The organism is Hymenobacter sp. YC55, assembly GCF_029433095.1.
GTDB lineage: Bacteria > Bacteroidota > Bacteroidia > Cytophagales > Hymenobacteraceae > Hymenobacter.
The window spans coordinates 384,153-411,152 of the sequence record NZ_JARNTX010000004.1; the positions used below are offsets into that span (position 1 = coordinate 384,153).

The window sequence follows — 27,000 nt, forward strand, 5'->3', positions numbered from 1 at the left end:
TTGCTACTTCTTGTTGGAGTCTACTACTATGCGGGAATCACGGTTGGCTACTTCCCAGGCGGCGTAGAATACCAACTGAGCGCGCTTCTCCATTTTCGGAAACTCGATTTTTTCTACTTCGTCTCCGGGGCCGTGGTAGTCGTCGTGGACGCCGTTGAAGAAGAAGGCTACCGGGATTTTATGCTTGGCAAAGTTGTAGTGGTCGGAGCGGTAGTAGAAGCGGTTCGGGTCTTCGGGGTCGTTGAAGCGGAAGTCCAGATCCATCTTCGTGTATTGCGCGTTGGCGTTGAGCACGATTTCGTGTAGTTCCGAAGAAAGCTTGTCGGAGCCGATAACGTAGACGTAGTCGCCTTTGCCTTCGTGGTCTTTGTCGGTGCGGCCCACCATATCGGTGTTCAGGTCGGCTACGGTGGCGGTGAGCGGGAAAATGGGGTGGTCGGTGTAGTACTCCGAACCTAACAGGCCTTTTTCCTCGCCCGTAACGGCCAAAAACAGCAGACTCCGGCGTGGGCCGTGGCCTTCAGCTTTGGCTTTCGTGAAGGCTTGCGCCATTTCTAGCACCGTTACCGTACCCGAGCCGTCGTCGTCGGCACCGTTGTTTACCTCGCCGTTTATCACGCCGATGTGGTCGTAGTGCGCCGACAGAATTACTACTTCGTCTTTCTTGTCGGTGCCTTCCAAGTAGCCCATCACGTTTTCAGTGGTGAAGTCTTCCACCTTCTTCGACGCTTTTACCGCAAATTTTGCGGGCTTAAACGATCCGGCTACGGGTTTACCGGCCTGGCCTACGCTAGCCATGTACTTGGTTACGGCCGCGGCATTCGAGCCAAGCAGTTTGTAGCCTACCTCCGGCGACACGAAGAAAGCCGAGCGCCGAGTGCCTGGCTTGGCATCTTTGAACGCAATGCTCGGCCGGTTCACGTACTGCGACACGCGGCCCAACGACTTGCTGAAGTTGCTGTTGGGGTTGAAATCCACGAAAAACACCGAACGAGCGCCTTTTTCGGCGGCTAACGCAGCCTTGGCCCGGTAGTCGGTGCCCCACTTGCTGTTGGCGCCGTCTTTGCCAAGCAGCGGCTTGCCGTCGGCCGACTTCGGCTCGTCGAGCAAAATCAGCAGGTCTTTGCCTTGCACGTCTTTGCCGGCATAGTCGGAGTAGCCGTCTTGCTCGATGCCGTAGCCCACAAACAAGGGCTGCACCGTGGTTTCTTGCTGGAAGGGCGAGGCCCCGACGGCGTAGAAATCGACTAGCCACTTATAGGTCTGGCCGGCTACTTTCAAGGTACCGCCTTCAGCCCACGTGCTACGCTCCATGGTGAAGTGCTGCACATACGGGTTGTCGGAGCCCTGCACGGGGCCCGTCAGGCCTAGTTCCTTGAACTGCTGGGCAAGGTAGTCGGCCGCCATTTTCTGGCCTTTTTCACCAGTTTCGCGGCCCTCATACGCATCAGAAGCCAGCACCGAGAGGTGTTTGCGCAAATCTTCCTGCGTGATGGTTTGCCCGTATTGGCCAGCCAGATCGATCTGGGCGGCGGGCTGCGCAGCGGGTGCCGGCTCGGCTACGGGCGTGGCCGTTGCCTCGGTCTTGGCTCCGCGCTTTTTCTTGATTTTGATTTTTTCGGGCGCCTGCTGAGCTACGGCCGAAGCCGAAAGCCCCGCCACCAGCAGCCAGGTCAGGAAAGGTGATTTATGCATGTGTATGTGGAAAGTTGGGCACTTGTAAGGGTGTGAAACTCCGAGTTGACGGCCCGGGCAAGTAACCCGGCTGAGCGAAGCGTTGGTTCACAATTTCACAATCTCACAAGTTCACCCTTAAGGTTGCACGATAAGGACGGAAGCGTAGGCGGCTACCCCTTCGCGGCGGCCAACGAAACCTAATTTTTCGGTAGTGGTGGCCTTAATGCTCACGTCGTTTTGTTCGATGTGCATCACTTCGGCCAGCACGCGCTGCATCTCCGGGATGTGCGGATTCACCTTGGGCGCTTCCAGGCAAACAGTGGAGTCGATATTGGAAATGGTGTAGCCCCGCTCATCGAGTAGGCGCACCACTTCGGCCAGTAGCCGCTTGCTGTCAATGCCCTTGTACTGTGGATCGGTGTCGGGGAAGTGGAAACCGATGTCGCGCAGGTTGGCAGCGCCTAGTAGCGCGTCGCAGATAACATGGATGAGCACATCGGCATCGGAGTGGCCGAGGGCGCCATGGGTATGCGGAATCTGGATGCCACCAAGCCAGAAGGGTAGGCCCTCCCGAAGCTGGTGAACGTCGTAGCCGAAGCCGGTACGGATTTTCATTAGGAGCGAAAGTAGCAGGTGAAGCTGCGAAGGTACGCACCCGCCCCGAAGCTGCGCTCAGGTTGCTGCTGCTCGGCTCCGCGGTGGCGTATGGCTCTTCTTTCCGAGGGGTATAGCAGGCTCTTCAGCACTGAATTACTGTGGAGCAACAAAAAAAGATGGTCGCCAGCAAAGTAAAACTCGTGGTCAAACGTCAGTGGCATAAAGGGAACTATCTGACTCCAAGAATTGATAGTAAAAAATTAATGGAAACTTAGGAAACATCGAAAGTTTCCTTTGTACCTTTGGGGCCAGAAGCAACCATGGAAATAAAAGACCGCATCTTATTAGCAGCGCGTGAACTGTTCACCCACCGGGGCATAAAGAGTGTATCGATGGACGACATTGCGACTCACCTCAGCATGTCGAAGAAGACGCTCTACAAATGGTTTGAAAACAAAGACCAGATTGTAGAAGGCGTCATGCGCCATCATCTCGGCCAGACCCAGGGAGAATGTGAAGTGCTGATTGGAAATGCTGGATCGGCTATCGACGAGCTGTTTGGCATGATGGATTGGTTGAAAAGCCAGTTCACGGAAATGCACCCCAGCATCTTTCATGATCTGCAGAAATACTATCCCGCATCCTGGCAGCTCTGGATGGAGCACAAAAACAACTACATCCTTGAACAGATAACCGATAACCTCCGGCGGGGAGTGAACGAAGGCCTCTACCGCGCCGACCTCGATATAGACGTGCTGGCTCGCCTGCGCCTCGCAGAAATCGAAATGGCCTTCAACCCGCTGATCTTCCCGCCCCGCACCTTCGATTTGCAACGGGTTTCGCTTATCACGCTCGAGCACTTTATGCTGGGCGTAGCCACCCTTAAGGGGCACAAACTTATCAACCAATACCGTCAGGTGACGGAAGAAGAATAATGCCGCGCACCTTCTATTTCTCTCTTTACCCAATGAGAACACGCTTCCGCACTCTGCTCCTGGCAGCAGGGGCCGGCTTGCTTAGCCTGCACCCCGCGCTAGCCCAGACGCCTTCTACCGGCCAGCCTGTGGCCAGTAGCGCGCCCATGAACCTGACTTTGCAGCAAGCCATTGAGTACGCCCTGCAAAACAAGTCGACGCTGCAAAGCCAGCGCCTCAACGAGCAAGTGGCTAAGGCCCGCGTTGGCGAAATCAAAGCCACTGGCTTGCCGCAGATCAATGCCAATGCCGCACTAACCGACAACTTCAAGCTGCAGCGCTCACTGGTTGACTTTGGGGCGTTTGCTGGTGGTCCGGGTGCCCTTGAAGGTGCTACGCTCACGCCTCAGAAGCTTGCAACCGTAAATGCTGGACAAACCGTAGTACTGGACCCTAGCTACGTTGAGGTAGAATCGGTGGGACCGCAGCCCATTGCTTTCGGTTTGCGGAACGCGGGCAACGCTTCTGCTTCGCTTTCCCAACAGCTCTTCAACGGCTCGTACCTGTTGGGCTTGAAGGCAGCTAAGGTGTATGAGCAACTTTCAGTGAAGCAAACAACTCAGAGCGAGATTGATGTGGTAGAGCAGGTATCGAAAGCCTACTACAGCAGCCTAGTGGCCCGCGAGCGGCTCAACTTGCTCAACCGCAACGTGCAGCGCCTCGATACGCTCCTTTACCAAACGCAGCAAACCTTTAAGCAAGGCTTTGCCGAAAAGCTGGACGTCGACCGGTTGCAGGTGCAGGTAAACAACCTGCGGATAGAAGCACAGAACGCGCAACGCCTGATTGACTTGAGTGTGGCCCTCCTTAAGTTCCAGATGGGCCTCGACCAGCGCCAAGGCGTAACCTTGACCGATGCGCTGGATGCCGCTGTGCTCGACGCCGAGCGCGACAAGCTGAAGAGCGCTGGCAATGAGTTTGACTACAGCAAGCGCATCGAGTATTCGGTGCTCGAAACGCAGCGCGATTTGGCCGTACTCGATATCCGCAACCGCCGCGCTGGCTACTTGCCAACCCTCAACCTGACAGCTGCCTACGGTTTCTTGGGCTCCGCGCCTAAGCTGGGCGACCTGCTTGAGTTCCGCGGACCTAATTCCACGTACCTGTCGCCAAGCGGCCGGCCTATCCTCAACCAGAACTGGTTTGGGTTCGGCAACGTGGGCTTGGCTCTGAACATTCCCATCTTCGACGGCTTCCGGAAGAAGTATTCTATCCAGCAGGGCCGCTTAGCACTAGAGCAAGTCAATAAGGGCTTCACTACGCTGCAGCAAAGCATCGACCTGGAGCGTCGCCAAGGCGAAACCACCTTGCAAAACACCCTGGATGTGCTGGCCAACCAGAAAGCCAACCTGGATTTGGCTACCGATGTAGCTCGCGTTGCCAAAATCAAATTCCAGGAGGGCGTTGGTTCGAACCTGGAAGTGATTACGGCCGAAACCGACTTGCGCCAAGCGCAAACCAACTACTACTCGTCGCTCTACGACGCGCTGGTAGCCAAGGTCGACTTCAACAAGGCCGCCGGTACGCTCTACACCAAATAACAAGACGCTAGGAAGTAGGAGCTAAGCTGGAACCGACAAAACTCTCAGCTCTTTCTCTCCTACTTCTAGCCCCTGTATCCTCATTCCTAGCATCTACTTACTTCCATGAAATATCTCTCTTCTTCCGCTGTTCTTGCCTTGGCTCTGCTAGCTGCCTGCGGCGGGCAAAAGGAACCGGCTGCCGAACTCGCCGAATTGAAAAAGGAACAGGCTGCCACGCAAGCCAAAATTGCCGCCCTCGAATCGAAAGGTGGCGCCAAGGCCGGCACTGAAGGTGCTGAAGGCGGCGAAGCCGCTGGCGGCCCGGTACAGGCGGTGCCCGTATCGGTGTTGAAAGTGGCGCCCGAAAGCTTCAAGAGCTACCTTGAAGTACAGGGCCGGGCCGATTTCGACCAGAATGCTACCGTAGCCGCTCGCTCGGCCGGTACGCTCACCAACGTGCGGGTGCAGCGCGGCGACCGGGTAGGTAAAGGCCAGGTACTGGCTTCTATCGACGCTTCGGTACTCGATGCCAGCATTGCCGAACTGCGCACCCGGATGGACTTAGCCCGCGTGATTTACGAAAAGCAGGACCGCCTCTGGAAGCAGCAAATCGGTACCGAGATTCAGTATCTGCAAGCCAAGAACAACTACGAAGCTCTGCAGCGCAACCTGACTACCCTCAACCGCCAGCGCGAACTCTATAGCGTGGTAGCGCCCTTCAGCGGCACCGTAGACGATGTACTGCCTAAACTAGGTGAAACAGTGGCACCAGGTGCGCCCGTGGTACGCCTCGTAAGCGGCCAAGGTGCCAAAATCGTGGCCGACGTGTCGGAAGCTTATGCTTCCCGCATCAAGGCTGGCGACAAAGCTCTGGTAACCGTTCCTGATTTAGGTAGCGAAGAACTGCCTGCTACGGTGCGGGTTGTAAGCCAGACTATTAACCCCACCAGCCGCACCTTTATGGTGGAGCTGCGCCTAGCTGGCAACGGCGCTGCCCGCCTGAGCCCCAACATGGTGGCCACTGTGCGTATTCAGAACTACAACCGTCCGAATGCCACCGTTCTGCCCGTTGACTTGGTGCAGCGTGATGAGCAGAACAGCTACGTGCTGGTAGTGCAAGAGAAAAACGGGAAGAAGGTAGCGGCCAAGCGCGTCATCCAAACCGGCAACACCTACAACGGCAAAGTGGAAGTTACTAGCGGCCTGCAAACCAACGACCAAGTTATTTCGGCCGGCTATCAAAATCTCAATGAAGGTCAGGCCGTTAGCATCTAACAACTGGCAGTTCTCAGCTACAAGCTTTGCCTTGCCATCTGTTGCTCGTGACTTCGTGACTTATAGCCCTAAACAAGAAAGCCATTCGTCCATTCAAGCCGGAAGCTTAGCGCTTACCGCTTGTAGCTAAATTAAATATGCAAGACGTAGAAAAAGAATTTGGCCCTACCAGTTGGTCTATTGATAATAAGACCAGCATCTACATTATCACGCTCATCTTGTGCATTGCGGGCATTTTTGCCTACATCAAGTTGGGCAAGGAAAACTTCCCCGACATCGTGATTCCGCGTATCATCGTGGCCACGGTGTATCCGGGCACTTCGCCGGCCGACATCGAGAACTTGGTGACGCGCCAGTTGGAGAAGGAAATCAAGTCGGTAAACGGGGTGAAGAAAATCAACTCCACCTCCAACCAGGACTATTGCATCGTCGACATCGAGTTCAACTCCAACGTGGACGTGCAGTATGCCAAGCAGCTCATCAAGGACGCCGTAGATAAGGCCGCCGATGAGTTGCCCAACGACTTGCCTTCGCCGCCTACCGTGAACGAAGTAAACTTGTCGGAGCTGCCCATCATGCAAATCAACTTGGCCGGCAACTTGCCGAGCAGCCAGTTGAAGAAGTATGCCGACGACTTCCAGGATAAAATCGAAGCTCTGCCCGAAATCACCCGCGTCGATATTGTAGGTGCGCTCGATCAGCAGGTGAACGTGGACGTGGACCTCTACAAGCTTCAGGCTTCGCGCCTAAGCTTCGGCGACATCGAGCGGGCCATTGCCAGCGAAAACATTACCATCTCGGGGGGCTCTATTGATGTAGGCGACCAAACGCGCGCCGTGCGGGTAGCCGGCCAGTACGTGCGGGCTGCCGACATTGCCAACATTCAAGTGAAAAACCTGAATGGCTCGTCGGTACGCCTCGGTGATATTGCCACTGTAGAAGATGCCTTCAAAGACCGGGAAAGCTACGCCCGCCTCGACGGCAAAACGTCGATTAGCCTGAACGTAGTGAAGCGCCAGGGTGAGAACCTGATTGAAGCCTCCGATAAGATCAAGGAGATTATCAAAGACTCCAAGTCTTCGCTGCCTACCGAGCTGGACATCACCATCACCGGTGACACTTCCAATGACACCCGCGTAACCCTCAACGACCTGATCAACACCATCATCATCGGTTTCATCCTCGTAACCGTGATTCTGATGTTCTTCATGGGTACCACCAACGCCCTGTTCGTGGGCTTGTCGGTGCCGATTTCCATGTTCCTGGCTTTCCTGGTGCTGCCCGTCATGGACTTCTCACTGAACATGATTGTGCTCTTCGCCTTCCTGCTGGCCCTCGGTATTGTGGTCGACGACGCCATTGTGGTAATCGAAAACACGCACCGTCTGCTGCACGAGCACCCCAACCTGACGACGGCGCAGGCGGCTAAGTTTGCTGCTGGTGAAGTGTTCATCCCGGTGCTAGCTGGTACGCTCACCACCGTAGCGCCTTTCGTGCCGCTTATGTTCTGGCCGGGCATCGTGGGTAGCTTCATGTTCTACCTGCCCGTTACGCTCATCATCACGCTCATGTCGTCGCTGATTGTGGCCTTCATCATGAACCCGGTGTTTGCCGTGAGCTTCATGCAGCGCGAAGACCACGCTGGCGAACATAAGGTTGAAGGCAAGCCAAGACTGTCCCGCGGCTTCCTAATTGGATTGGGCGTACTGGCCCTGATTGCGCTTATCGGCTACGTGAGCGGCTCGACGTTCGTAGGCAACCTGTTTGTTACCATCCTAGTGCTGTGCTTGCTCAACGAGTTTGTGTTCGTGCACCTGATTGCTGGGTTCCAAACCAAGGTACTGCCCCGCATGCAGCACGGATATGGTCGTCTCGTGAACTGGGCTATCAATTGGCCAAAGCTCATTATGGCGAGCATGGTGGTCTTGTTCGTTGTCTCAATTTTTGCTGTGGCCGCCCGCAAGCCCAAGGTGGACTTCTTCCCCAAAGGTGATCCTAAGTTTATCTACTCCTACCTGAAAATGCCAGTTGGTACGCGGGTAGAAGTAACGGACTCCATAGCGCGGGTGATGGAGAAGCGCATCTACGGTGTAATTGGCCACAACAACCACGATGTGGAGTCGGTGATTACCAACGTGGCCATTGGTGCCGGCGACCCGGGTGAAGCCACGGCTACCGGCGTGTCGCAGTCCAACTTGGCGAAAGTAGCGGTGGCCTTCAAGGAAACCAGTGAGCGCACCGGCGTTCCGACCAGCACCTACATGGACAAGATTCGGGAAGTGGTGAAAGGTATTCCCGGCGCCGAAATTTCTGTTGATCAGGAGTCTAGCGGTCCGCCTACCGGTAAGCCTATTGCCATCGAAGTAGCCGGCGACGATTACCAGCAGCTGGCGGCTCTCTCGAAGAAGGTAGAGCGCTACATTGATTCGCTCCATATTGGCGGTATCGAAGACTTGCGCTCCAACCTGGAAGACCGGAACCCGGAAATTTCGGTCAACATCAACCGCGTACGGGCTAACCGCGAAGGCATCAGCACGGCGCAGATTGGGCAGGAAGTTCGCACGGCCATCTACGGCTTCGAGGCCAGCAAATTCAAAACCTCCGACGACGATTACCCAATTCAGGTGCGCTACGCCCAGCCGTACCGCGACAACGTAGACGCCATCCTGAATGCCCCGCTCTCGTTCCGCGACGCGACCGGCCAGATTCGTCAGGTACCGATTTCGGCAGTGGCTGATGTGAAGTACAGCACCACGTACGGCGGCATCAAGCGCAAAGACGTGAAGCGGGTTATCACTATCTCGTCGAACGTGCTCAACGGCTTCACCGGTCCTGATGTGGTAGCGCAAATCGAGCAGGCGCTTAAGTCGTACCCAACGCCGCCCGGCTATACTATTCGCATGGGTGGTGCGCAGGAAGACCAGCAGGAAACCAGCAACTTCCTCGGGGTTGCCGCCATCGGCGCTATCGGCCTCATCTTCCTGGTGCTCGTGACGCAGTTCAACTCGGTGAGCAAGCCGCTCATCATCCTGACCGAAATTATCTTCTCGGTAATCGGGGTACTGCTTGGTTTGGCCATCACGGGCATGAACGTTAGTATCGTAATGACCGGGGTAGGTATCATTGCCCTGGCAGGTATTGTGGTGAAGAACGGCATTCTGCTGGTTGAATTCACGGATATGCTCCGCTCGCAGGGCATGCCGCTGCGGGAGGCCATCGTATTGGCTGGCCGGACGCGTCTGAACCCTGTAATTCTGACGGCTACTGCGGCTACCCTCGGTCTGATTCCGCTGGCTATCGGCCTCAACATCGACTTCTACGAGCTGTTCAACAGCGGCCATCCGAACTTCTTTATCGGAGGTGAGTCGGTGGTTTTCTGGGGCCCTTTGGCTTGGACCATCATTTTTGGTCTGGTGTTTGCGACCGGTATTACACTGCTAGTAGTACCCGTTATGTACCTGATTACGGAGCGGATCAAAGAGAAGGTTAGCGGCCATTCAGCTGATAACCACCCGCTGCCACCTGCCGGAGCCGACAAAGTGCGGCCGACTACCTCACCGGCAATGGCAGAAGTCTAGATTCTTTTCGGAGCGGCTTGCAACTATTCTGGGAGGCAGTATCCTCTTCTAACCAAACGGTTGAAGAGGCGCTTCCTCCCAGGATGTCTGCCCCTCTTTTTCTATAATACCCCTTGTTCTTTGTCGTTTAACCTCATGATTTCATCAACGACTCCCGCCTCAAAATCCATTCAGCAGCAAGTGCTGCGTATTATCAGCAAGCGCAAGTCCATCAAGCCGCAGCGCCTGCGTATCGGTAGCAACCTCAGCCGCGAGCTGGGCTTCGACACGGTTGATGTCGTTGATATTATCATAGAGCTAGAGCGCAGCTTCCACATCACCATTCCCGACGAAGTGCCCTTGGCTACTGTTGGCGACTTGGTAAGCTACGTAGTCTCGCACGCCCGTGCTGCTTAGCTGAAAGGTAAGTTTTGCATACGAAAAAGGCCCATATCCTGCGATATGGGCCTTTTTCGTATGCGCGAGTTTTAATCAAAAGCTACGTAGCGCTATCTGTGTAGCCGATGGCGTGTGGCCTAACGGTCGTTGCCGCCTGGAACCCCGCCGGTGAAGCCGGTGTCGCTGCCGAAGCGGCTGCTGTCGGTGGTATTGGCAGATCGGTCGGCATGCGGTGTTGCATCAGTGCTAGCAGAGCCAGTGCTGATGGGCTCACTGGACGCTGGCTTGCTGCTTTCCGGCGATCCTAGACCAGAGTCGGTGTTGGAAGTTGTTGGCTGGGAGGTGGACGTTGCGGTGGTAGCCGCAGTGTAGTTGTCGTGCGAAGCGGTATCTCCCGTTACTTCAACTACGCTAGGGCGGGTTTTCTCCCACTCCACAAACTTGTCCATCTCTTCCTTGATAGTAGTGCCGAACCAGGCAACCAACGCCACGTCATCGAGCAAGCCGAGTACCGGAATAAAATCCGGAATCAGGTCGATAGGGCTCATGAAGTAGATGGTAACGGCTACGGCTGCTATTACGGTAGTGGTAGGCAAGCCCGTGTACTCTCCCGCAATGGATGCGCGAATCAGGCGGAAAAGGGTTTGCATCGTTTCCCAAGCTTCTTGGGCAATAGAGCCGATATCCTTCTTCTCGCTGGCCTTCTTATACGCGTCGTTTAGCAGTTGCTTGACGCGGGTAGGACGTTTGAGGTATTCTTCTGCGGTGCCCAAAAACTTCTTGAAGAGAGGCGACGAGGCTATCTGGTCGCCCTGGGGATTTTGCTTAGCCATGGTGCAAGAAAACTAAGAGTGAAAAGGTGAGGCGGTAAAACTAACTCCAACCCCAACCATTGTTGCCTGCCTATACTGTTTCAGAGCAAAATAGTTATTAGGAGCTTTTGCCGCCAGAAGCAAACGAAAAAGCCCCGCTCGTATACGAACAGGGCTTGCAAAGAGGGAGCGTTCGGTGGCCGATTAGTTGGCTTCAACGCGGCCCGCCGCGTAGAAGTTGCGGTGGTAGTACTGCTGATCGAGGGAACTTACCATGACGCCACCGTTGCAGGCAGAATGCGCAAACTTGCCGTCTTTCAGATAGATACCTACATGGTAGATAGGCTGGCCCGGACCCCGACGGAAGAACACTAAGTCGCCGGTTTCCATAGCGTCCTTATCGACGCGCTTCACGCTGCTGAACATGGAGTGCGAGCTACGCTGGAGCGTGATGCCATACACTTCTTTATAAACGCGGGTTACGAAGCCCGAGCAGTCAGTACCTTTTTTGGAATTGCTGCCGTAGCGGTAAGGAGTGCCAATCCAGTCGAGGACGGTGCGGAGCAGGTCCTTGTTTTCGGTGCGCTCGAGGTGGACACCAAGTGCCTGACCGTAATAGTCGTAGGCGGCAGAGTCGCTGGCGGCGGTGTCGCCAGGCTTTTTGTCTTCCTCATCACCGAGGAAGGAGGGGAGCAACGAGGCTTCGGCAACTACAAGGTTTGAAGCGGAAGAGCCGGAGGTGGTGGGTGTGTTTTCGAAGAAGAAGGAGAGGGCCATAGAGGCCGCGGCGAGGCAATACAGGGGGATGTGCTTCATTGTCCGTCGTGGGGTGGCAAAATAGGTGTTCGGGGTAGGCCGAAGGGACCGGGAAGTACTTCTTATTCGATAGAAGCAGGGTGAAAAAAAGGTGGTAACAAAACCAGAAACAAAGCCAAAAAACGGTAGGTCACTGTTTCGGCTTATGGTTAAAGCTAAACCAAAAAGGGATGACTATCCAAGTTTGGGACCTAAAATGGCATAATATTCTTGTTTAAAACCAACTTATTATTGGAAATGGCTTGCAACCAGGTGTAACCAACTCCTTGGTTTTCAACGTATAATCGGCCTTGTTTTTAGCTGCCTTATGAAGTCCCCGGTAATCGTCGAAAATTCCCCTATTGCTCGGCTTGCACGAGTCAAGCTTGGTACTCGGAGTGTAGCTATGGTGCTCGGCAGTAAAATCCACTTAAGCGGAGCAACGCGCGAGGAGTTTCTTAACGATCCGTACTGGGTAGCGCACGAGATGGAACACATTCGGCAGTTCCAGGAGCACGGCAAATTTGGCTTCCTGCGGCGCTACCTGCTCGACTGGCTGCGCCACGGCTATTACAACATCCCCTTCGAAGTAGCCGCCCGCGAAGCCGCTGTACTTAATGCCGCGCTTTACACCCGCGGCCAGCCCCTGCCCGACCCCGCCAAAATGCATCAAGGCGCACGGTGAGTAAGTAACGCTATATGGGCGGAAATTTGGCTTTCCAATGCTGCTCGTGCAGCTTAAACACCAACCTCGCCACTTCCCTAAATCTAAAGCGCCGCTAGCCGGCCGCCGTCCACCACCAAGGTGGTGCCATTGATGAAGTTGGCTTCGGGTGAGGCCATAAAGCAAATGGCCGCCGCTAGCTCGTTGGGAGTGCCTACTTGACCAGTAATTTTCTCTTTGCCGCTTTTTACATTCGGGTTGCTCCAGAGCATGGGCGTATCAACGGCACCGGGCGCTACGGCGTTGATGCGGGCATGGGTATGCGGTATTTCCAAGCTCAAGCCGCGCACGAAGGCCTCAATGGCACCTTTGCTAGCGGCGTAGGGCACTACGTTGGGCGTGGTTTGATGAGCGTGCACCGAGCTAACGGCTACAATAGCGCCGCGCTTCATGTGCGGTAAGCACAGCTGCGAGAGGCGAAAGAGGGCCCGCAGATTCACGTTCATCACTTGGTCCCAATCCTTCGGGTCGAGCTTAAGCAGTGGCTTATAGGTCATGAGGGCTGCATTGCTAACCAGCACATCAATCCGGCCCCAGGTGTCTAGTACTTTCCGCACGGCGGCTTGCAGCGGCGCATCCCGGCCAAGGTCAACGTTGATGAAGATGGCCTCACTACCGGCTGCTTTTATTTCGCGCACCACCTCGCGGCCATCAGCAGCATCCCGGCCTAGTATGGCTACGCAGCCGCCTTCCCGGCCCATCTGTACGGCCACGGCCCGCCCGATACCCGATGTGGCTCCCGTAACGAGGCAAATTTTGTTTTTGAAACGCTGCATAGTCTGTCTGATAGCCAAAAAAATTGCCGCTTCCCCGCGGCAAACGGAAAAGCGGCAACCTCAACAATAAGTTTTAACCTTTATTCGCTAGGTTCCTCAAATACCTTGCGCATACCAGCCGCTATTATACCATCTGGCGTGATGTTGGTCAGCATAGCCTGAATCTTGTTCGTAACGCCGGAAATAACCCGGGTTTCTCCTTTCATAAGGGCTTCGTAGCCATCCTTGGCCACGTCTTTCGGGTCGGCAAGGCCCATGACTCCATGAGCAGCACGAGTATCTTCGGCACCGGCCCGCTCGAAAAAGTCGGTGTCGGTGGCGCCGGGGCACAGGGCAGTTACGGTCACGCCGGTGTCCTTTAGCTCGTTCGATAACGCTTCCGAGAAGCTCAACACAAATGACTTGGTGGCCGAATACACCGCCATGTTGGGCGAGGGAGTGAAGGCCGCAGTGGAAGCCAGCTGTAGAATACGGCCTTTGCCGCGCTTCACCATGTTGTTCCCAAACAGGTACGTCAGCTCGGTCAGAGCAACAATATTGGTATGAATAACGGCGCGGTTACGAGCCACGTCCGATTCCAGATACGGGCCGAATTCCCCGAACCCAGCATCATTTACCAGGATGTCTACGGCTAGGCCTTGAGCCGTTACTTGGTCGTAGATGCGCTGGGCAGCTCCGTCGTGGCTGAGGTCCTGGGTGATAAGCGTGGGTTCGATATTGTGTACGGTGCGCAGGTGCTCGGCAAACTGGTTAAGGCCGCCTGTGTCTTGGTCAACCAGCACCAGCTGGTAGTGGTCTTTGGCAAACAGGTGGGCCAGTTCTTGGCCGATACCGTTGGCGGCACCTGTGATAAGTGCAACAGAAAGATTAGGGTCGTGTGACATGGCTGGCAGGGGTTAAGTGCTTACTGTGTTGTTAAGCTTACTGCCTCAACCATAGCAAGGTTGTAGGAAGCGTCCAGCCGGAAAATCATATTAACAAAACCGTAACCCGAACAGCTCTTTCAACGAATAATGACGCACCCAAACCGCTGACCAGCGGGCATTTTACTTTGTTTTACCTTTTCCCTTTGAATCATGGCTAAGCAAAATCAAGCAAATCTCGACGCTACTTCCCTTTCTGCCAACGATAACCTCACCGATACTGCTGCTTCGTTAGGAACAGCCAACGACGATTCGTTCGAAACCACCACCAGTCAGCCCGAAGCATCAGCTTCGACGGCAGAAAGCAGCCAGCCTGAGAGTGCACCACGCAAATCGTGGCTCAACCAAGAAGAGTTGCTGAAGAACGTAAACCAGCTGCCCCAGTCGTTGTTGGACCTAAGCAATAAAGCAGTAGCCCAACTCAATGGCCTCTCGACTACGCAAAAAGTAGCAGCGGGCGCCCTGCTCGCAGGTGGCATAGGCTGGCTGGCATTGCGCGGCAAGAAAAGCAAGGCTTCGTCTAGCATCTACGCGCCCTACAACCCAAAGAACAGCAAGAGTAAGGGTACCAAGTGGAATTCCAGCAGCGACTCGGTATACCGCGGTGCTACCAACGGCCTGCACGACACCGGTCATGGCGCTGAATATGGCACGTATAGCAGCGGCACCGAGAACGGCTTCTAAGCCAGCACCTACCGTGCAGTTGCTGTGAGGCAACAGGCACTGATACACTAGAAAAGCCCCATCAATCCTAGATTGGTGGGGCTTTTTTGTGGCCTTGCAAGATCTAGGGCGGCATAGCAAGACATCATAAAGAGCCTGATTATATTGTATTAACTAATTTTATTGACATATTACCAGTATAATTAGTAAAAGTTCGTTATTTGCAAGCATCAATCCTTGTAATATGTGCATCGTTGACATTCTTGACATTGCTCGTCACCCAGTTTGGCTCATTGAGTGCGATACGCCCGTGCCCGCCGGCTTTCCAAGCCCGGCCGACAACAACCCGAGCGGCCAGCGAATCGACCTGAACACGATTCTGCTGCCGCACCCCGACTGCACCTACCTGGCGCGCGTCAAAGGCAACAGCATGGACGGGCCACCATCTCACATTCACGATGGGCCCCTAATGGCCGTCGATTGCGCATTAAAGCCGCAACCAGGCAACGTAGTAGTAGCTGCCGTCGACGGCGAATTCACGGTAAAGCGCCTAGAAAAACGAGATGGTTTCTACTGGCTTGTGCCCGACAATCCTCAGTACGAGTCTTTGAAAATTGCCGTGCCGGATCAGGTACAAATCTGGGGGGTGGTTACGCACGTCGTTACCGAGCTCATCAATGGCAAGCTCCACGACCATGTTCGCTCTCGTCGACTGTAATAATTTTTATGTGAGTTGCGAGCGGGTTTTCCAACCTCGTTTGGCCAGCGCGCCCGTGGTCGTACTGTCGAACAACGATGGCTGCGTGGTCTCACGCTCCGCCGAAGCCAAGGCATTGGGAATACGGATGGGCGCACCCTTATTTCAAGTTCGCCCGCTTATTGAGGAGCACAAAGTGCAGGTACTCTCCTCCAACTATGCCCTGTACGGCGACATGAGCTACCGGGTGATGAATTACTTGGCGTCGGTGGTGCCCGAGGTGGAGATATATTCGATTGACGAAGCATTTCTGGGATTGCATGGCATGGAGCGTTATCTGATCCAGCCTGAGAGCTTTGCCCAAGAAGTGCGCAAACAGGTTAAGCGCCGCACGCACATACCTACGTGCGTAGGCATTGCGCCCACCAAAACGTTAGCCAAGCTCGCCAACTACCTAGCCAAGAAGACAGCTACATTCAACGGTGTGGTAGTTCTTGATTCGGTGGAGCGGCAATGGTGGGCCCTGCGGCAGGTACCAGTGGAAGAAGTATGGGGCGTTGGCCGGCAGTACGGCCAGAAGCTGCGCGCTATGGGTCTGGATACCGCCGCCGATTTGGCGGGCTGCTCAGAGGCCTGGGCCCGCAAGTACATGGGTGGAGTGGTAGGGGCGCGTGTGGTACAGGAACTGCAAGGCAAGCCCTGCCACCAACTGCACCCCACCGCCGACGGTGCGCAGGCGCGAAAAAGTATTGCCTGCACTCGCAGTTTCGGCCGCCCCCTATCCAAGTTCGACGATCTGCTTGGGGCAGTGGCCGCTTTCACGTCGCGGGCGGCCCAGAAGCTGCGCGCCCAAGGTTCAACAGCGTATATTATAACGGTATTCATCAGCCAAAACCGCTTTGGTCCGACGCCACCCCCGCACACCCATTCTGCCCAAATTACGCTTCCTGTAGATACTAATAGTACCCCTGATCTGGTGCGCGCTGCCCGTGCGTTGCTGGTCAAGCTCTGGCAACCGGGGGTGGTTTACAAAAAAGCCGGCGTGATTCTCGATGGGTTGGAAGGGCACGGCCAGCCGCAACTCAGTTTATTCGAGCAGTTGCCGGAGGTCCAGCGTCCGCAATCGGCCGCTCTTATGCGCAAGCTCGACCAGCTCAACAGCCGTTTCGGTCCCAACTGTGTGCAAGTAGCCACAGCTGTGGCGAGCGTCCCGAAAGGAGAGCCCGCGCCGTGGTTGGGGCAAAAGCGGCTGTGCAGCCTCGAACGCACTACTTCCTGGCGCGAGCTATGGGAAATAGGGTAGAGGCAAGTTACACTACGGTTGGCCCTCTCTCTGCTGCTATTAACAACATGAGTAACGGGTAGTTATACAAGTGCTTACGCGCATGGCTGCCTGTTTTGCTGTAGGGTTCGAGAGTGCCGTGTACTTTAGACTATAGCCTAGTTTGCATTTTCCACAAGTGCGGCTGTACCTTTGCACCATCAATTCTTTCAAATAAAGGATTGTTTTTATACAGAGGCGTGGAGAGACAGGCTCCGTGAAGCGCCGGCAACCCCCAGAACATCTGGAACGGTGCCAAGTCCTGACCATATAAAAACAAGTTGCTGTGAAACGCTTCATCAACACCGCCGCCATTTCTGCTACCTTCTCTGCTGTACAGCATGGATGTTGTTGCGGCATCTGTTGTTGAATCACTCGCACGTCGATAGCCAGTATGTTGCCTTGATAGCAAAGGAGCACTACTCTGCCTTTCGCTAGCCTCTCACCTCTGATTTGCGCCATGGCTGCGATGCGGCCACGGTCCGAAGAGTTTAGATGCTGCTTGTCTGTTCGCCGAATACTGGCAATGGGCTTTCCGTTGGCTCTGGCAGTACTGTAGACCTTGTTTCTGCACTTGATTCCGTACAAAGCGAAGGTACTTGTCCTGCCAGGTGCAACCCTCTTTCACTTAGTTCTGTTGTTTGCGCGGCTTTGGCTTTACAGCCTCGCGCCATTCCCTCGATTTTCCAATCTCTCATAACCCTCTCTTTCTCATGTCTGCCTCAACCAAGCCAATCGGCATCTACTACGAGCACCCCGAATGGTTCAAGCCGCTGTTTGCCGAGCTGGACCGCCGTGGTCTGCCCTACGAAAAGATTGACGCCGCTCATCACCTTTTCGACCCTTCCGAAACCGAAAGCCGCTACGCGCTGGTGGTAAACCGCATGAGCTCTTCGGCTTACTTGCGCGGCCATGGCCAAGGTATTTTCCACACCGCGGGCTTTGCCACGCACCTGGAGCGGATCGGTACCCGCATTATCAATGGCTCGGTGGCTACTAGCATCGAAACCAACAAGGCTCGTCAGCTCTCTCTGTTTGCTTCTCTAGGCCTGAAATACCCTAAGTCGTTTGTGGTGAACCACGCGTCGCGCATCGCCGATGCAGCACAGCAACTGCAATTCCCGATTGTGGTGAAGGTCAACATTGGCGGCAGCGGAGCCGGTATCATTCGCTTCGATACAATTGAAGGAGTAGAGGCCGCCGTGAAGGCCGGGCAGATTGACTTAGGCATCGACCAGACGGCGCTAGTACAGGAATACGTAACGCCCCGCGGTGGCAACATTCATCGGGTGGAAACGCTGAATGGCAAGTTTCTGTACGCCATGAAGGTGTACACCACCGGCGAAAGCTTCAACCTGTGCCCCGCCGAAATCTGCCAGATTCCGGAAGAGCAGTCAGCCGAGTTCTGCTTGACGGAAGCGCCCAAGAAAGGCATTCAGGTGGAAGCCTTCACGCCCCCAGCCGAGGTGATTGAAGCAGTAGAGCGCATTGTGGCCGCCGCAAAAATCGACGTGGGCGGTATCGAGTATCTCATCGATGACCGCACCGGCGACGTGCTGTTCTACGACATCAATGCGCTGTCCAACTTCGTGGCCGATGCCGTAAACGTAGTAGGTTTCGACCCGTATGCCCGCTTCGTTGACTACCTGGAAACGCAGCTGCCCGCCGGTTCTGTAGCTACTTCCGTTCACGCCGAAACTGCCGCTGCCGTATGAGATATGGATATTGGATGCCCGTTTTTGGCGGGTGGCTGCGCAACGTAGAAGACGAAAACATGCGCGCCGATTGGGACTACGTGAAAACGCTGGCCCAGCGCAGTGAAGACCTCGGCTACGACCTTTCCCTCATTGCCGAGCTAAACCTCAACGACATCAAAGGCGAGGAAGCCCCTTCGCTGGACGCTTGGAGTACGGCCGCCGCGTTGGCTGCCGTCACCAAAAAGATTGAGTTGATGGTGGCCGTGCGGCCTACGTTCCACTCACCGGCCTTGCTGGCCAAGCAAGCAGCCAACATCGACCACATCAGCGGCGGCCGTTTGTCGTTGAACGTAGTTTCGTCATGGTGGCAGGACGAGGCCAAGAAGTACGGCGTGCATTTCGAGCAGCACGACGACCGGTACGCCCGTACCGCCGAGTGGCTGCACGTGGTAGACAACCTCTGGAAGCAGGATCACTTCACCTTCGACGGCAAGTTCTACAAGGTAACCGACTCTATTTTGCAGCCCAAGCCGGTGTCGCGCCCGCGGCCGTTCATCTACGCCGGTGGCGAGTCGGAAGCGGCTAAAAACATGATTGCCGCCCAGTGCGACGGATACGTAATGCACGGCGACGAACCCGCGGCTATCGGCCGCCGCATTCAGGACCTGAGTGAGCGGCGCGAAAAGCTAGGCTTGCCGCGTATGAAGTTTGGCGTGGCCGCTTACTCCATCGTGCGCAACACCGAGCAGGAAGTGAAAAAGGAGCTAGACCGTATCACCAACGTGCAAGGCTCGGCCGCTGGCTACAAAAACTACCAGCAGTGGCTGGCCGGTACACAGCTCGAAAACCAGGTTTCCTTGCAGGATTACTCGGTATCGAACCGCGGCCTGCGCTCCGGCCTCACGGGCACACCCGACCAGGTAGCCGAACGCATTGCGGCCTTCGAAGCAGCAGGCGTAGACTTGTTCTTGCTGCAATGCAGCCCACAGCTCGAAGAAATGGAGCGTTTTTCGGAAGCCGTTATTCAAGTGCTGGCTTCGTAATGCATGAGAAAGGGCGAGGCGGGCGCTGGTCTGCCTCGCACTCTTTCTGAATTTCAAGTAAAAAATAAAACCCCGGAAGATCTGCTAGATGCAAGGACTTCCGGGGGTTTGTATGTGTGAGCCTCTTATTGGACTCGAACCAACGACCTGCTCATTACGAATGAGCTGCTCTACCAACTGAGCTAAAGAGGCATTTCCCGGCAGGCATTTCCGTTAGGGGAAGCAAAGATAGACAGGATTTGAAAAACGACTACGTCTTACAGCAAATTTTTCAGCGCCCTATTCATCGTGTGTTGCCTGCTTTGCCGACGCCAGTTGCCAGGTGTTATACAGCCAAACCACTGTTTTCAAGTCGCGGGCGTGGTACTGTTTGGTGCGGAGCTGAGCCGTTAAGGCAGGATACTCCTTGAAAAACGTAGCGGCATCTTTCGGGAAATTCCACCAATAGGTGTTGACGGGCAGGCCGCGGCCTTTGCGCAGGACGTATTGGCGCAAAGAAAAAGAACCACTCCGGCTGTCGTAGCGCTCATATAGCTGCACTGGGCCAGCCATAACTTGTTTCAGCAGCAGCCAAACAGTGTCATTTGCAGTTGTTTCGGTGAAGGCGCTGCTTTGACCTGCAACTCTGCTGCGGAACACAACCGGATAGCCTAGCTGTACCGGACAGGCAACGTAGCGGACCGTGTCTTCTCCGATTACATAGCCGTAGGCGCGTACTTTGGTTACGGGAAGCTTCAGTACCTGATTAGCTGCTAAGGGTATGAACCTCACTTCCAACTGCTGCTCTATAGGCGAGCTAAGGCGAATAGCTCCTTGCAGGCTTTCCCCGGAAGTTAGGACGACGTAGCCGGGAACCATCCGTTGGGCAATTGCCAAGCTTTCAAACCCTAAGCTAGCCAGTACAACGGTTAGCAAGCGAAACGTTGGGTTAGCGGCCATAACCTGGATTGCAGAAGTGGAAAGGCTACGCCTTACTAGCTACCCATAAGATACTAATAAGCAACGCTAAATGGATGCGTTGAGTTAATGCGAATAAGCGAGCGTAGCTACTTCCAGCCTTCTATAAAACAACTTGGCCCGATGGCAGCTATCGTAGCTGTCATCGGGCCAAGTGCCGTTGTAATACCAGATGCACTGGCTTTCCCCAGTGGTGGACGGAGGGAAAATTAAGCTCCTAGTTCAAGCAAGGCACCTGCCCTAAACAGTGGCCGAGCGGCGGCTACCGCGCAAGCCATACCACATTACGTACAGATAGCACACAATGGGGAGGAGCAAAGCAATGCGCAACCCACTGTTGTCGGCGATAAAGCCGAACAGCATAGGTACCAGCGCGCCACCGACAATGGCAGTACACAGCAAACCCGATGCTTCTTCGGTATGGCGACCCAAACCAGCCACGGCCAGCGTGAAGATGGTGGGATACATCAGCGAGTTCATTAAGCCCACCGCCAGCAAGCTCCACATAGCTACTGCCCCGGTGCTATTAATAGAAATCAGCACCAAAATGACTGCACCGATTGCATTAAATGCCAGTAGTTTGGTTGGAGAAAATTTATTGAGCAAATACGCTCCCGCAAACCGGCCTACCATGGCAGCGCCCCAGTAATAGGTTACCATGTCACCAGCTGCTTTGGGGTCGAGTCCGAGCACGTCGGGCAGCGCTACGTAGCTCACAATGTGCGAACCAATGGCTACTTCAGCGCCTACATAAGCGAAAATTCCTACCACGCCCAACATCAGGTGCCGGTACTGCCAAGCACTACTGTGCTGTTCCTCGGTAGCTTCCGCCTCGTTAGCGGCGTGCTCGATTACTGGCAAATTAATTCGGCTCAGAATCAGGCTAATCAGCAAGAGAGCACCCCCAATAACCAGATACGGAATCTGAACGGCGCTGATGTCGATGCTGGCGGCGGTAGTAGCATTGTCGAGAGCTGGTAGCCGGCTTAAGATGAGGGCGCTACCGAGCAAGGGTGCGAGAGTGGTACCCAAGGAGTTGAAGGCCTGGGTGAGCGTGAGGCGAGCCGAAGCCGACTCGGGCGGCCCCAGAATAGCCACGTACGGATTGGCTGCTACCTGCAAAATGGTAATGCCAGACGCTAACACAAACAGGGCCCCTAGAAACAGCCCATACACCCGCTGAGCCGCCGCCGGATAAAACAGAAACGCTCCTAGAGCTGCTACCGCAAACCCAATGAGCATGCCCCGCTTGTAGCCCACCCTAGAAACCAATTTTCCGGCCGGAATACTCATCAGGAAATAGGCTCCGAAAAAGCATAAGTTGATTAGGTTGGCCTTAGCGAACGAGAGCTGGAAAATAGCCTTCAGGTAAGGAATCAGGATGTCGTTGAGACACGTGATAAAGCCCCATAAAAAGAATAGGGTAGTGACAGCACTCAGCGCAGACGTGTAGCGCTGCGAAGTGGCCGAGGAGGTGCCGGCGGCTGGCCGGTTGCTAAGGGTTGGGGTAGGGGCTGCCATGAATTGAGAAGATGTGGGAATAGAAGCTTGTGCCGTCAGTAAGAAAAGCCACGTTCAGCGGGTGGAAAAAGGCTTTTAAGGTCTGCAGGCTTTGAAAGGTACGATTAGCGTCAAGGATTCTGTGTCAGGTTGATTTCAGTCATTTGTTGGCCAGTGTAATCACCAGCCGAGTTGACAATGAGGAGTATAGATCTACTTTCTCTCTTGGCATCATGTACTTGATCGGGCCTGCCTTATGTGGAGAAATTAGGCCAGGTTAAGCTAAAAGGTTTTAGCCAGATTTGAAAGGATAAATTTGGCTAGGGTAAATCATTGATAGTGGACAACAACCAAAGTAGTGGGAGCAGTAACGAGACTAAGGAGTTAGTCAGCTTCCGCAACCATGTCGGAAATAAGAACCTAAACAGCAGCTGAGAGCTGCGCTAAAATACCAAACGTTTGCGGAAAACGATGAGTATAGAAATTTAAGGTTAAGATTTTGTATTGCTCTAATGGTGATTTCCAAGTTTCCATACCGCGGCTGTTTCATTTAGTGTAACCTAGTGTTTCAGTAGCGTGGCATAACTATAAGGCGGGCTTCCACGAATAGTAAGGAAACTTCACTTGATACCTTATGAAACGCTCTAAATCATCCGTTGTGCCCCAAGCTCTGGTTAGTGGCTTGGCAGGCGCCGTTGTCTTGACGCTGCTTCACGAAACCGTTCGTCACTTACGCCCCCACGATGCACCCCGCATGGACGTACTTGGGATGCGAGCCTTGCGCAAACTTCTAGGCAAAGCCGATGCCCCACAGCCTGACGGCGACACGCTCTTCAACTTAACGATGGCCGGCGACATCATTTCCAACGGGTTATACTACAGCTTGGTAGGGCGGGGTAAAAAGGCGTGGCGGCGTGGTGCGGTCCTAGGACTAGCAGCCGGAGTAGGTGGCGTAGTACTGCCGGGGCCGCTTGGCTTAGGCGAGGCCCCGAGTAATCGAACTTCGGAAACTAAGCTAATGACGGTGGCCTGGTATACAGTGGGTGGCTTAGTGGCGGCTAGTACTTCGCGGCTGCTGAGCAAAGCGCGGAAGCGGTAGCTATAGGCGAATGTTCTGTAACAAGAAAGCTCAGTTGCTCGCGTTGCGTGGCCGCGAAGCAGTGCCGTTGGTAATCAGGTGGCGGCTGGCAGCCTGAATTTCCAGGCTTTCCGGCATCTTTGCGGCCATCATGGTGAAACAACTTCGCAAAATCCTGGTCCAGACGCTTGGCTTCGAGCGGTACATCCGTTTCGTGAGCGACGTGTACTTGCGGCTGGTAGGCGCCGGATGGGGCAAGCGGCAGTACCCGGAGCTGTTTTTCTTGGAAAAAATTATCAAGCCAGGCTATGTATGTCTTGATATTGGGGCCAACCTAGGCTATTACTCGGTAGCGTTGTCGCGCCTGGCGGGGCCGGAAGGGCAGGTGCTGGCCGTAGAGCCGATTCCTATGTTTCAGGCCATTTGGCAAGACAACGTCAAGCGCAGCGGCATCCGCAACCTTACGCTGCTGCCTTACGCCCTCGGTGGCCAGAACACTACCGTGCAGATGGGCACGCCCGAGCGTGACGGCCTGCTGCACCACGGCATGACCAAAGTAGCGGCCAGTAACCCCAATGAGCACTACGCCCGCACCTACGAGGTGCCCATGCGCGTCCCCGACGACCTGCTATCCAACCTGCCGCGCCTCGACTTTGTGAAGTGCGACGTGGAAGGATTCGAGTTCGAGGTGTTTCGGCATATGCAGGCCACGTTGCGCCGTTTTCAGCCCCTCATTCAAACTGAGTTGAACGGGCTGGAAAACCGCCGAGCAGTGGTAAACTTGCTGGCCGAACTCGGCTACAAACCATTTATACTTTCTGAGCGTTCTGAACTTGTACCCTGCATGGAGGCGCAGCTGCAAAGCGCCGTCACGGCTGATTTTTACTTTCAACCCCGTAATACGGCCGCTGGAGCGGCTTGCTGATGGTTAAGTTCCTGCTGATTTTCTTCGTTATTTCTCTGGTTCTCCGCTTTGTCTTACCGGTGCTAATGCGTTGGCTGGTGGTAGGATTCGTGAAAAAGCAAACCCGTCGCTACAGCCAACAGTTTGGCGCCAACCCCTTCGAGGCGCCTGCCGAGCCTCCGCGCAACCACTCTACTAGTGCCGGCCAAGTCCGCGTAGATTATGTGCCCCCGAAGCAACAAGCCAAAGCTGCCAAGCACTTTGAAGGCGGCGACTACGTAGATTTCGAGGAAGTGAAATAAACGCTGCCATTCTGAAGCGTAACGTGAGCTATTATGCAGTGCAAGCTGAAAACTATAGAACGTCATGCTGAGCTTGTCGAAGCATCTCGCTCCGTTGGAATGCTAAATAGACGAAGCGGGCGAGATGCTTCGACAAGCTCAGCATGACGTTCTTATTGGGTAGATTCTCAGAACCCAATGCCTACCCGTAGGCCCGTACCCACGCGGCGACCGGATTGTAGCCCGGTGTAGAAGTCGAGGCGGACGACTTTGAAGATGTGCTCTAAGCCGACCCCGATTTCCACATAATGCCCAACCTCCTTTGTCGTGAGGTAATTAAGTGAAGCCACTTCCTGCCACTTCAGCTTGCGCAACAGCGGGACTTTGTTGAGGAAGAAGCCGTTGAAATGGTGGTTGTAGTGCGCTTCCAAGAAGTTGTTGCGCGTGCTGTAGCGGTAATAGTCGAGGAGTTGGAACTGGCTGAAGTCGGCCGCTAAATAGGTGCGGTTGCCGCTGAAATGGCGGTAATCCATAAACGACAACTGCGGGTCGCCCACGAAGCCACCGCCCGCCACCTTGTAGGAGCTAGTGCCCAGCAGGCCCATTTCAATAGTCTGCCGGATACCTAATTCGAGCAGGGTGTAGCGCGTATCCGAGCCCAACACACCCCCGATGCCTTGCCGCCAGATACCAACAAACGTAGGGTACTTCGAGCCGAGATTGTACTTGCCATCAGGGCGGCTGATGTAGCGCTGGCCGGGACGAAAAGAAGCCACCAACTCGAAGGCTGCCGACTGGTTGCGGCCAAAGCTGGTGCCGGTAGGTGACTCGTCGTTTACGGGCTCGTTAGGCGTGAAGGCTCGGCCCGGCTTGTCTACCAATAAATCGATGGTGTTGTTGAATAGCTCGCGCCGGTCGTAGTAGCTCAGGGTTCCCTGTAGAGTGAGGCCATTGGTGGCTTCGGTCTGGTAGCTAAGCTGCGCCCCGTCGCGGCGGTAAAGTTTGGCGTAGTTGCGGTTCTCGAACAGCGTATAGTAGCTATTGATAAAGGGCGTAAGCTGCGTGTGCGGGTCGAAATTTTCGATGAAGCGGCCGACCCGGAAGCTCACCCTGGCTAGCTTAGCGGGCGCGTATTGCCAGGTAGCCGACAAGCTTGGGCTGACGAGTTCATTGCTGAAGCCGTAGCGCACAGCGGGCGTGATAGAGTAGAAGCGCCGGTCGTCGGTGCGCTGCGTGTAGGTGAATTCGGGATTGATAACCGTGCCCTCTACGGTGTTGTAGTTCAGGATATTGAACACCGGCGCCATGTACCACTGCCGCTTGCGAAAGGTATTGGAGTAGCTGTAACCGCCGAGTAGCAGCGAGGTCGGCTGGAGCTTATTGCGCACCCGGTCCAGCGAGTCCTGGTAGGGGCGCGAGTTGCGGACCACTTCGGTGCTATCCTTTACTTGGTAGTCTTTCTGCTCTTCCTCGGTGAGCGGAATCGGCCGGATACTGTCCCAGTAGCTGGAGTCTCGCTCGTTCACGCCTTTTTCTACCAGCATCACTTCGCCCCGCTTCAGCTTGCCAATGCTCAGGCCGGCGGTGTCGCGTTCGGCCTTCTTGGTTTGGCGGCGCACTTCTCGGTTGAGACCTGCCAGCTTGGGCTTCTGCTTGCGAATATCGGCGGCCGTTTCGCGGGTGACGGGGGCCTCGGCGGGCTCATTAGCGGCCACCGGTGGCGCCACCGTAGTAGGGGCGGGGCGGTTGGGGTACGTGGGCGTCACTTTGTAGTTGGACAGCACCGCAGTGAGGTAGCCATTGCCTTTAAACCCAAAGGCAGTAAAGCCCACTGTAATCTTCTGCGACTGTATCACCCACACATCGGAAGGGCCTGGCGCGGGCGCAAACAACTGCTCGATGTGGAAGCTCTCCACATAGTCGAGTTGCGCGTTTTTGTCGAGGTTGAGCGACACCGAGTGGATGCGCCAGGTACCATCGACGATGTAGATGTAGCCGCTGGAAAACACCGGGTCGGTGCGGCGGCGCGGTAGCACTCTGATTTTGTGCACCGTCACGCCACCTTGCTGCGAGGTGCCTTCCAGCTCGTACTTATAGAAAAGCATAGCTCCATCGGCAATCGGCGAAACGAAGCCCCGCTCCGAAAAGCCGCTTTTCAGCACGTTGTCGTAGAAGTTGAGGCCGGCGCCGCGGCCGGCCCGGTTGAAGCTGATGCCTTTGGTGTCGCCGCTGACGCGCGAGGAAATCATGCGCTCCTGTATCACGTTGGGCTGCCGGAAACTCATATCCGACACCGACTCCGAGAGGTAAAATATGCCGGGTTTGAAGTCGGGCCCCACTTTCACGAGGCCAAGGATTTTGCCGGGTACTTCGAGAAAACGACCTAAAGCTTTGATGTAGGCGCGGGCCCGAAACGCGGCCACCTCCCGCCGGTGGTAGCGTCGCCACTGCTGCGCCTGCTGAATAATGGCGTAGGCGGGGTCCCGGTCGGTGGAGCGCACCACCACTTCGCGCAGCTTATAGGTTTCAGAGGTTAAGGTCACGTCCAGAACGGTGGCCGTGTCGCCGCCCGCTACGCGTACTTGCTCGATGCGCGGCTTGTAGCCGACGTATTGGAAAACCAGCTCGTATTGGCCGGCTGGCAGGCGCAGCTGGTAGCTACCTTGTTCGTTGGTGGCGGTGCTGGTAGTGGTGGAGCGCACGGCTACGTTGGCAAAGGCCAGAGCGGCGCCTCCTTGCGCATCAGTTACGCGGCCCCGCACCACGCCCGCCGAAGCTGCAATGGTAATCAGCAAAAAAGCAAAGAGAAGAAAGTAGCGGGGCATTG

At 55.2% G+C, this 27,000-nt stretch carries 22 protein-coding genes, 1 tRNA gene, 1 pseudogene and 1 riboswitch; of the genes and pseudogenes, 14 read left to right on the forward strand and 10 right to left on the reverse strand.

Annotated features, from left to right (window positions below; genetic code table 11):
- Positions 1 to 3: 3 nt before the first annotated feature.
- On the reverse strand, positions 4 to 1,695 hold the full coding sequence (locus P1X16_RS24225) for a M28 family peptidase (RefSeq protein ID WP_277234637.1): 1,692 nt from the start codon (positions 1,693 to 1,695) through the stop codon (positions 4 to 6).
- A gap of 117 nt (positions 1,696 to 1,812) precedes the next feature.
- Complete coding sequence (ispF, locus tag P1X16_RS24230) at positions 1,813 to 2,292, reverse strand: 2-C-methyl-D-erythritol 2,4-cyclodiphosphate synthase (RefSeq protein ID WP_277234638.1); 480 nt, start codon at positions 2,290 to 2,292, stop codon at positions 1,813 to 1,815.
- Positions 2,293 to 2,594: 302 nt separating this feature from the next.
- Between ispF and P1X16_RS24235 the strand changes: the two genes are divergently transcribed.
- The 5 genes from P1X16_RS24235 to P1X16_RS24255 all read left to right on the forward strand — a co-directional run bounded on the left by P1X16_RS24235 (position 2,595) and on the right by P1X16_RS24255 (position 10,020).
- On the forward strand, positions 2,595 to 3,209 hold the full coding sequence (locus P1X16_RS24235; protein WP_277234640.1) for a TetR/AcrR family transcriptional regulator: 615 nt from the start codon (positions 2,595 to 2,597) through the stop codon (positions 3,207 to 3,209).
- A 32-nt stretch (positions 3,210 to 3,241) separates the two neighbouring features.
- On the forward strand, positions 3,242 to 4,789 hold the full coding sequence (locus P1X16_RS24240) for a TolC family protein (RefSeq protein ID WP_277234642.1): 1,548 nt from the start codon (positions 3,242 to 3,244) through the stop codon (positions 4,787 to 4,789).
- Between the two features lie 105 nt (positions 4,790 to 4,894).
- A complete protein-coding gene (locus tag P1X16_RS24245) occupies positions 4,895 to 6,046 on the forward strand; it encodes an efflux RND transporter periplasmic adaptor subunit (protein WP_277234644.1) in 1,152 nt (383 codons plus the stop codon).
- A gap of 137 nt (positions 6,047 to 6,183) precedes the next feature.
- Positions 6,184 to 9,624, forward strand: a complete 3,441-nt coding sequence (locus tag P1X16_RS24250; protein WP_277234646.1) for an efflux RND transporter permease subunit — start codon at positions 6,184 to 6,186, stop codon at positions 9,622 to 9,624.
- Between the two features lie 135 nt (positions 9,625 to 9,759).
- A complete protein-coding gene (locus tag P1X16_RS24255) occupies positions 9,760 to 10,020 on the forward strand; it encodes a phosphopantetheine-binding protein (RefSeq protein ID WP_277234648.1) in 261 nt (86 codons plus the stop codon).
- 461 nt (positions 10,021 to 10,481) lie between these two features.
- On the opposite strand, the pseudogene P1X16_RS31340 reads toward P1X16_RS24255, so the two are convergent.
- Positions 10,482 to 10,835 (reverse strand): annotated as a pseudogene (locus tag P1X16_RS31340) (YkvA family protein); the annotation flags it as partial.
- Between the two features lie 183 nt (positions 10,836 to 11,018).
- On the reverse strand, positions 11,019 to 11,630 hold the full coding sequence (locus tag P1X16_RS24265) for an NlpC/P60 family protein (RefSeq protein WP_277234650.1): 612 nt from the start codon (positions 11,628 to 11,630) through the stop codon (positions 11,019 to 11,021).
- 307 nt (positions 11,631 to 11,937) lie between these two features.
- On the opposite strand from P1X16_RS24265, the gene P1X16_RS24270 reads away from it, so the two are divergent.
- Positions 11,938 to 12,294 carry a hypothetical protein gene (locus P1X16_RS24270; RefSeq protein WP_277234651.1) on the forward strand — a complete coding sequence of 119 codons (357 nt, stop codon included), beginning with the start codon at positions 11,938 to 11,940 and terminating at the stop codon, positions 12,292 to 12,294.
- An 83-nt stretch (positions 12,295 to 12,377) separates the two neighbouring features.
- On the opposite strand, the gene P1X16_RS24275 is transcribed toward P1X16_RS24270, so the two are convergent.
- Both P1X16_RS24275 and P1X16_RS24280 read right to left on the reverse strand, forming a co-directional pair.
- Positions 12,378 to 13,109: an SDR family oxidoreductase gene (locus P1X16_RS24275; protein WP_277234652.1), complete on the reverse strand. Its 732-nt coding sequence runs from the start codon at positions 13,107 to 13,109 to the stop codon at positions 12,378 to 12,380.
- 80 nt (positions 13,110 to 13,189) lie between these two features.
- Positions 13,190 to 13,993, reverse strand: coding sequence for an SDR family oxidoreductase (locus P1X16_RS24280; protein WP_277234655.1), 804 nt, complete (start codon positions 13,991 to 13,993; stop codon positions 13,190 to 13,192).
- Positions 13,994 to 14,185: 192 nt separating this feature from the next.
- On the opposite strand from P1X16_RS24280, the gene P1X16_RS24285 reads away from it, so the two are divergent.
- The 5 genes from P1X16_RS24285 to P1X16_RS24305 all read left to right on the forward strand — a co-directional run bounded on the left by P1X16_RS24285 (position 14,186) and on the right by P1X16_RS24305 (position 19,453).
- Positions 14,186 to 14,716, forward strand: a complete 531-nt coding sequence (locus P1X16_RS24285; protein WP_277234657.1) for a hypothetical protein — start codon at positions 14,186 to 14,188, stop codon at positions 14,714 to 14,716.
- 223 nt (positions 14,717 to 14,939) lie between these two features.
- Positions 14,940 to 15,413, forward strand: a complete 474-nt coding sequence (gene umuD / locus P1X16_RS24290) for a translesion error-prone DNA polymerase V autoproteolytic subunit (RefSeq protein WP_277234658.1) — start codon at positions 14,940 to 14,942, stop codon at positions 15,411 to 15,413.
- Positions 15,391 to 16,695, forward strand: a complete 1,305-nt coding sequence (locus tag P1X16_RS24295) for a Y-family DNA polymerase (protein WP_277234660.1) — start codon at positions 15,391 to 15,393, stop codon at positions 16,693 to 16,695. Before umuD ends, P1X16_RS24295 begins: the two co-directional genes overlap by 23 nt.
- A gap of 203 nt (positions 16,696 to 16,898) precedes the next feature.
- A riboswitch (SAM riboswitch) is annotated at positions 16,899 to 16,990 on the forward strand.
- 436 nt (positions 16,991 to 17,426) lie between these two features.
- Entirely contained in the window at positions 17,427 to 18,428 is a 1,002-nt protein-coding gene (locus tag P1X16_RS24300) for a hypothetical protein (RefSeq protein WP_277234661.1), read from the forward strand.
- The gene (locus tag P1X16_RS24305; RefSeq protein WP_277234663.1) at positions 18,425 to 19,453 is read left to right on the forward strand and encodes an LLM class flavin-dependent oxidoreductase; all 1,029 of its coding nucleotides are present in this window, start codon (positions 18,425 to 18,427) and stop codon (positions 19,451 to 19,453) included. Before P1X16_RS24300 ends, P1X16_RS24305 begins: the two co-directional genes overlap by 4 nt.
- Positions 19,454 to 19,572: 119 nt before the next feature.
- On the opposite strand, the gene P1X16_RS24310 is transcribed toward P1X16_RS24305, so the two are convergent.
- The 3 genes from P1X16_RS24310 to P1X16_RS24320 all read right to left on the reverse strand — a co-directional run bounded on the left by P1X16_RS24310 (position 19,573) and on the right by P1X16_RS24320 (position 21,931).
- Positions 19,573 to 19,645 (reverse strand) — tRNA-Thr (locus P1X16_RS24310).
- A gap of 87 nt (positions 19,646 to 19,732) precedes the next feature.
- Complete coding sequence (locus tag P1X16_RS24315) at positions 19,733 to 20,392, reverse strand: hypothetical protein (protein WP_277234664.1); 660 nt, start codon at positions 20,390 to 20,392, stop codon at positions 19,733 to 19,735.
- 258 nt (positions 20,393 to 20,650) lie between these two features.
- Entirely contained in the window at positions 20,651 to 21,931 is a 1,281-nt protein-coding gene (locus P1X16_RS24320; protein ID WP_277234666.1) for a sugar MFS transporter, read from the reverse strand.
- Between the two features lie 613 nt (positions 21,932 to 22,544).
- On the opposite strand from P1X16_RS24320, the gene P1X16_RS24325 reads away from it, so the two are divergent.
- The 3 genes from P1X16_RS24325 to P1X16_RS24335 all read left to right on the forward strand — a co-directional run bounded on the left by P1X16_RS24325 (position 22,545) and on the right by P1X16_RS24335 (position 24,194).
- Positions 22,545 to 23,009 carry a hypothetical protein gene (locus P1X16_RS24325; protein WP_277234668.1) on the forward strand — a complete coding sequence of 155 codons (465 nt, stop codon included), beginning with the start codon at positions 22,545 to 22,547 and terminating at the stop codon, positions 23,007 to 23,009.
- Positions 23,010 to 23,139: 130 nt separating this feature from the next.
- Positions 23,140 to 23,913, forward strand: a complete 774-nt coding sequence (locus P1X16_RS24330) for an FkbM family methyltransferase (protein ID WP_277234670.1) — start codon at positions 23,140 to 23,142, stop codon at positions 23,911 to 23,913.
- Complete coding sequence (locus P1X16_RS24335) at positions 23,913 to 24,194, forward strand: DUF4834 family protein (protein ID WP_277234671.1); 282 nt, start codon at positions 23,913 to 23,915, stop codon at positions 24,192 to 24,194. Before P1X16_RS24330 ends, P1X16_RS24335 begins: the two co-directional genes overlap by 1 nt.
- A 167-nt stretch (positions 24,195 to 24,361) precedes the next feature.
- On the opposite strand, the gene P1X16_RS24340 is transcribed toward P1X16_RS24335, so the two are convergent.
- Complete coding sequence (locus P1X16_RS24340) at positions 24,362 to 26,998, reverse strand: DUF5686 and carboxypeptidase regulatory-like domain-containing protein (RefSeq protein WP_277234673.1); 2,637 nt, start codon at positions 26,996 to 26,998, stop codon at positions 24,362 to 24,364.
- Between the last annotated feature and the right edge of the window lie 2 nt (positions 26,999 to 27,000).

Bases quoted from the DNA above. Each gene is read 5' to 3' on its own strand.
- P1X16_RS24305 (WP_277234663.1), top strand. From the start codon at position 18,425: ATGAGATATGGATATTGGATGCCCGTTTTTGGCGGGTGGCTGCGCAAC.
- P1X16_RS24240 (WP_277234642.1), top strand. From the start codon at position 3,242: ATGAGAACACGCTTCCGCACTCTGCTCCTGGCAGCAGGGGCCGGCTTG.
- P1X16_RS24330 (WP_277234670.1), top strand. From the start codon at position 23,140: ATGGTGAAACAACTTCGCAAAATCCTGGTCCAGACGCTTGGCTTCGAG.
- P1X16_RS24335 (WP_277234671.1), top strand. From the start codon at position 23,913: ATGGTTAAGTTCCTGCTGATTTTCTTCGTTATTTCTCTGGTTCTCCGC.
- P1X16_RS24250 (WP_277234646.1), top strand. From the start codon at position 6,184: ATGCAAGACGTAGAAAAAGAATTTGGCCCTACCAGTTGGTCTATTGAT.
- ispF (WP_277234638.1), bottom strand. From the start codon at position 2,292: ATGAAAATCCGTACCGGCTTCGGCTACGACGTTCACCAGCTTCGGGAG.
- umuD (WP_277234658.1), top strand. From the start codon at position 14,940: ATGTGCATCGTTGACATTCTTGACATTGCTCGTCACCCAGTTTGGCTC.
- P1X16_RS24275 (WP_277234652.1), bottom strand. From the start codon at position 13,109: ATGCAGCGTTTCAAAAACAAAATTTGCCTCGTTACGGGAGCCACATCG.
- P1X16_RS24285 (WP_277234657.1), top strand. From the start codon at position 14,186: ATGGCTAAGCAAAATCAAGCAAATCTCGACGCTACTTCCCTTTCTGCC.
- P1X16_RS24320 (WP_277234666.1), bottom strand. From the start codon at position 21,931: ATGGCAGCCCCTACCCCAACCCTTAGCAACCGGCCAGCCGCCGGCACC.
- P1X16_RS24245 (WP_277234644.1), top strand. From the start codon at position 4,895: ATGAAATATCTCTCTTCTTCCGCTGTTCTTGCCTTGGCTCTGCTAGCT.
- P1X16_RS24300 (WP_277234661.1), top strand. From the start codon at position 17,427: ATGTCTGCCTCAACCAAGCCAATCGGCATCTACTACGAGCACCCCGAA.
- P1X16_RS24265 (WP_277234650.1), bottom strand. From the start codon at position 11,630: ATGAAGCACATCCCCCTGTATTGCCTCGCCGCGGCCTCTATGGCCCTC.
- P1X16_RS24255 (WP_277234648.1), top strand. From the start codon at position 9,760: ATGATTTCATCAACGACTCCCGCCTCAAAATCCATTCAGCAGCAAGTG.
- P1X16_RS24315 (WP_277234664.1), bottom strand. From the start codon at position 20,392: ATGGCCGCTAACCCAACGTTTCGCTTGCTAACCGTTGTACTGGCTAGC.
- P1X16_RS24280 (WP_277234655.1), bottom strand. From the start codon at position 13,993: ATGTCACACGACCCTAATCTTTCTGTTGCACTTATCACAGGTGCCGCC.
- P1X16_RS24235 (WP_277234640.1), top strand. From the start codon at position 2,595: ATGGAAATAAAAGACCGCATCTTATTAGCAGCGCGTGAACTGTTCACC.
- P1X16_RS24340 (WP_277234673.1), bottom strand. From the start codon at position 26,998: ATGCCCCGCTACTTTCTTCTCTTTGCTTTTTTGCTGATTACCATTGCA.
- P1X16_RS24295 (WP_277234660.1), top strand. From the start codon at position 15,391: ATGTTCGCTCTCGTCGACTGTAATAATTTTTATGTGAGTTGCGAGCGG.
- P1X16_RS24270 (WP_277234651.1), top strand. From the start codon at position 11,938: ATGAAGTCCCCGGTAATCGTCGAAAATTCCCCTATTGCTCGGCTTGCA.
- P1X16_RS24225 (WP_277234637.1), bottom strand. From the start codon at position 1,695: ATGCATAAATCACCTTTCCTGACCTGGCTGCTGGTGGCGGGGCTTTCG.
- P1X16_RS24325 (WP_277234668.1), top strand. From the start codon at position 22,545: ATGAAACGCTCTAAATCATCCGTTGTGCCCCAAGCTCTGGTTAGTGGC.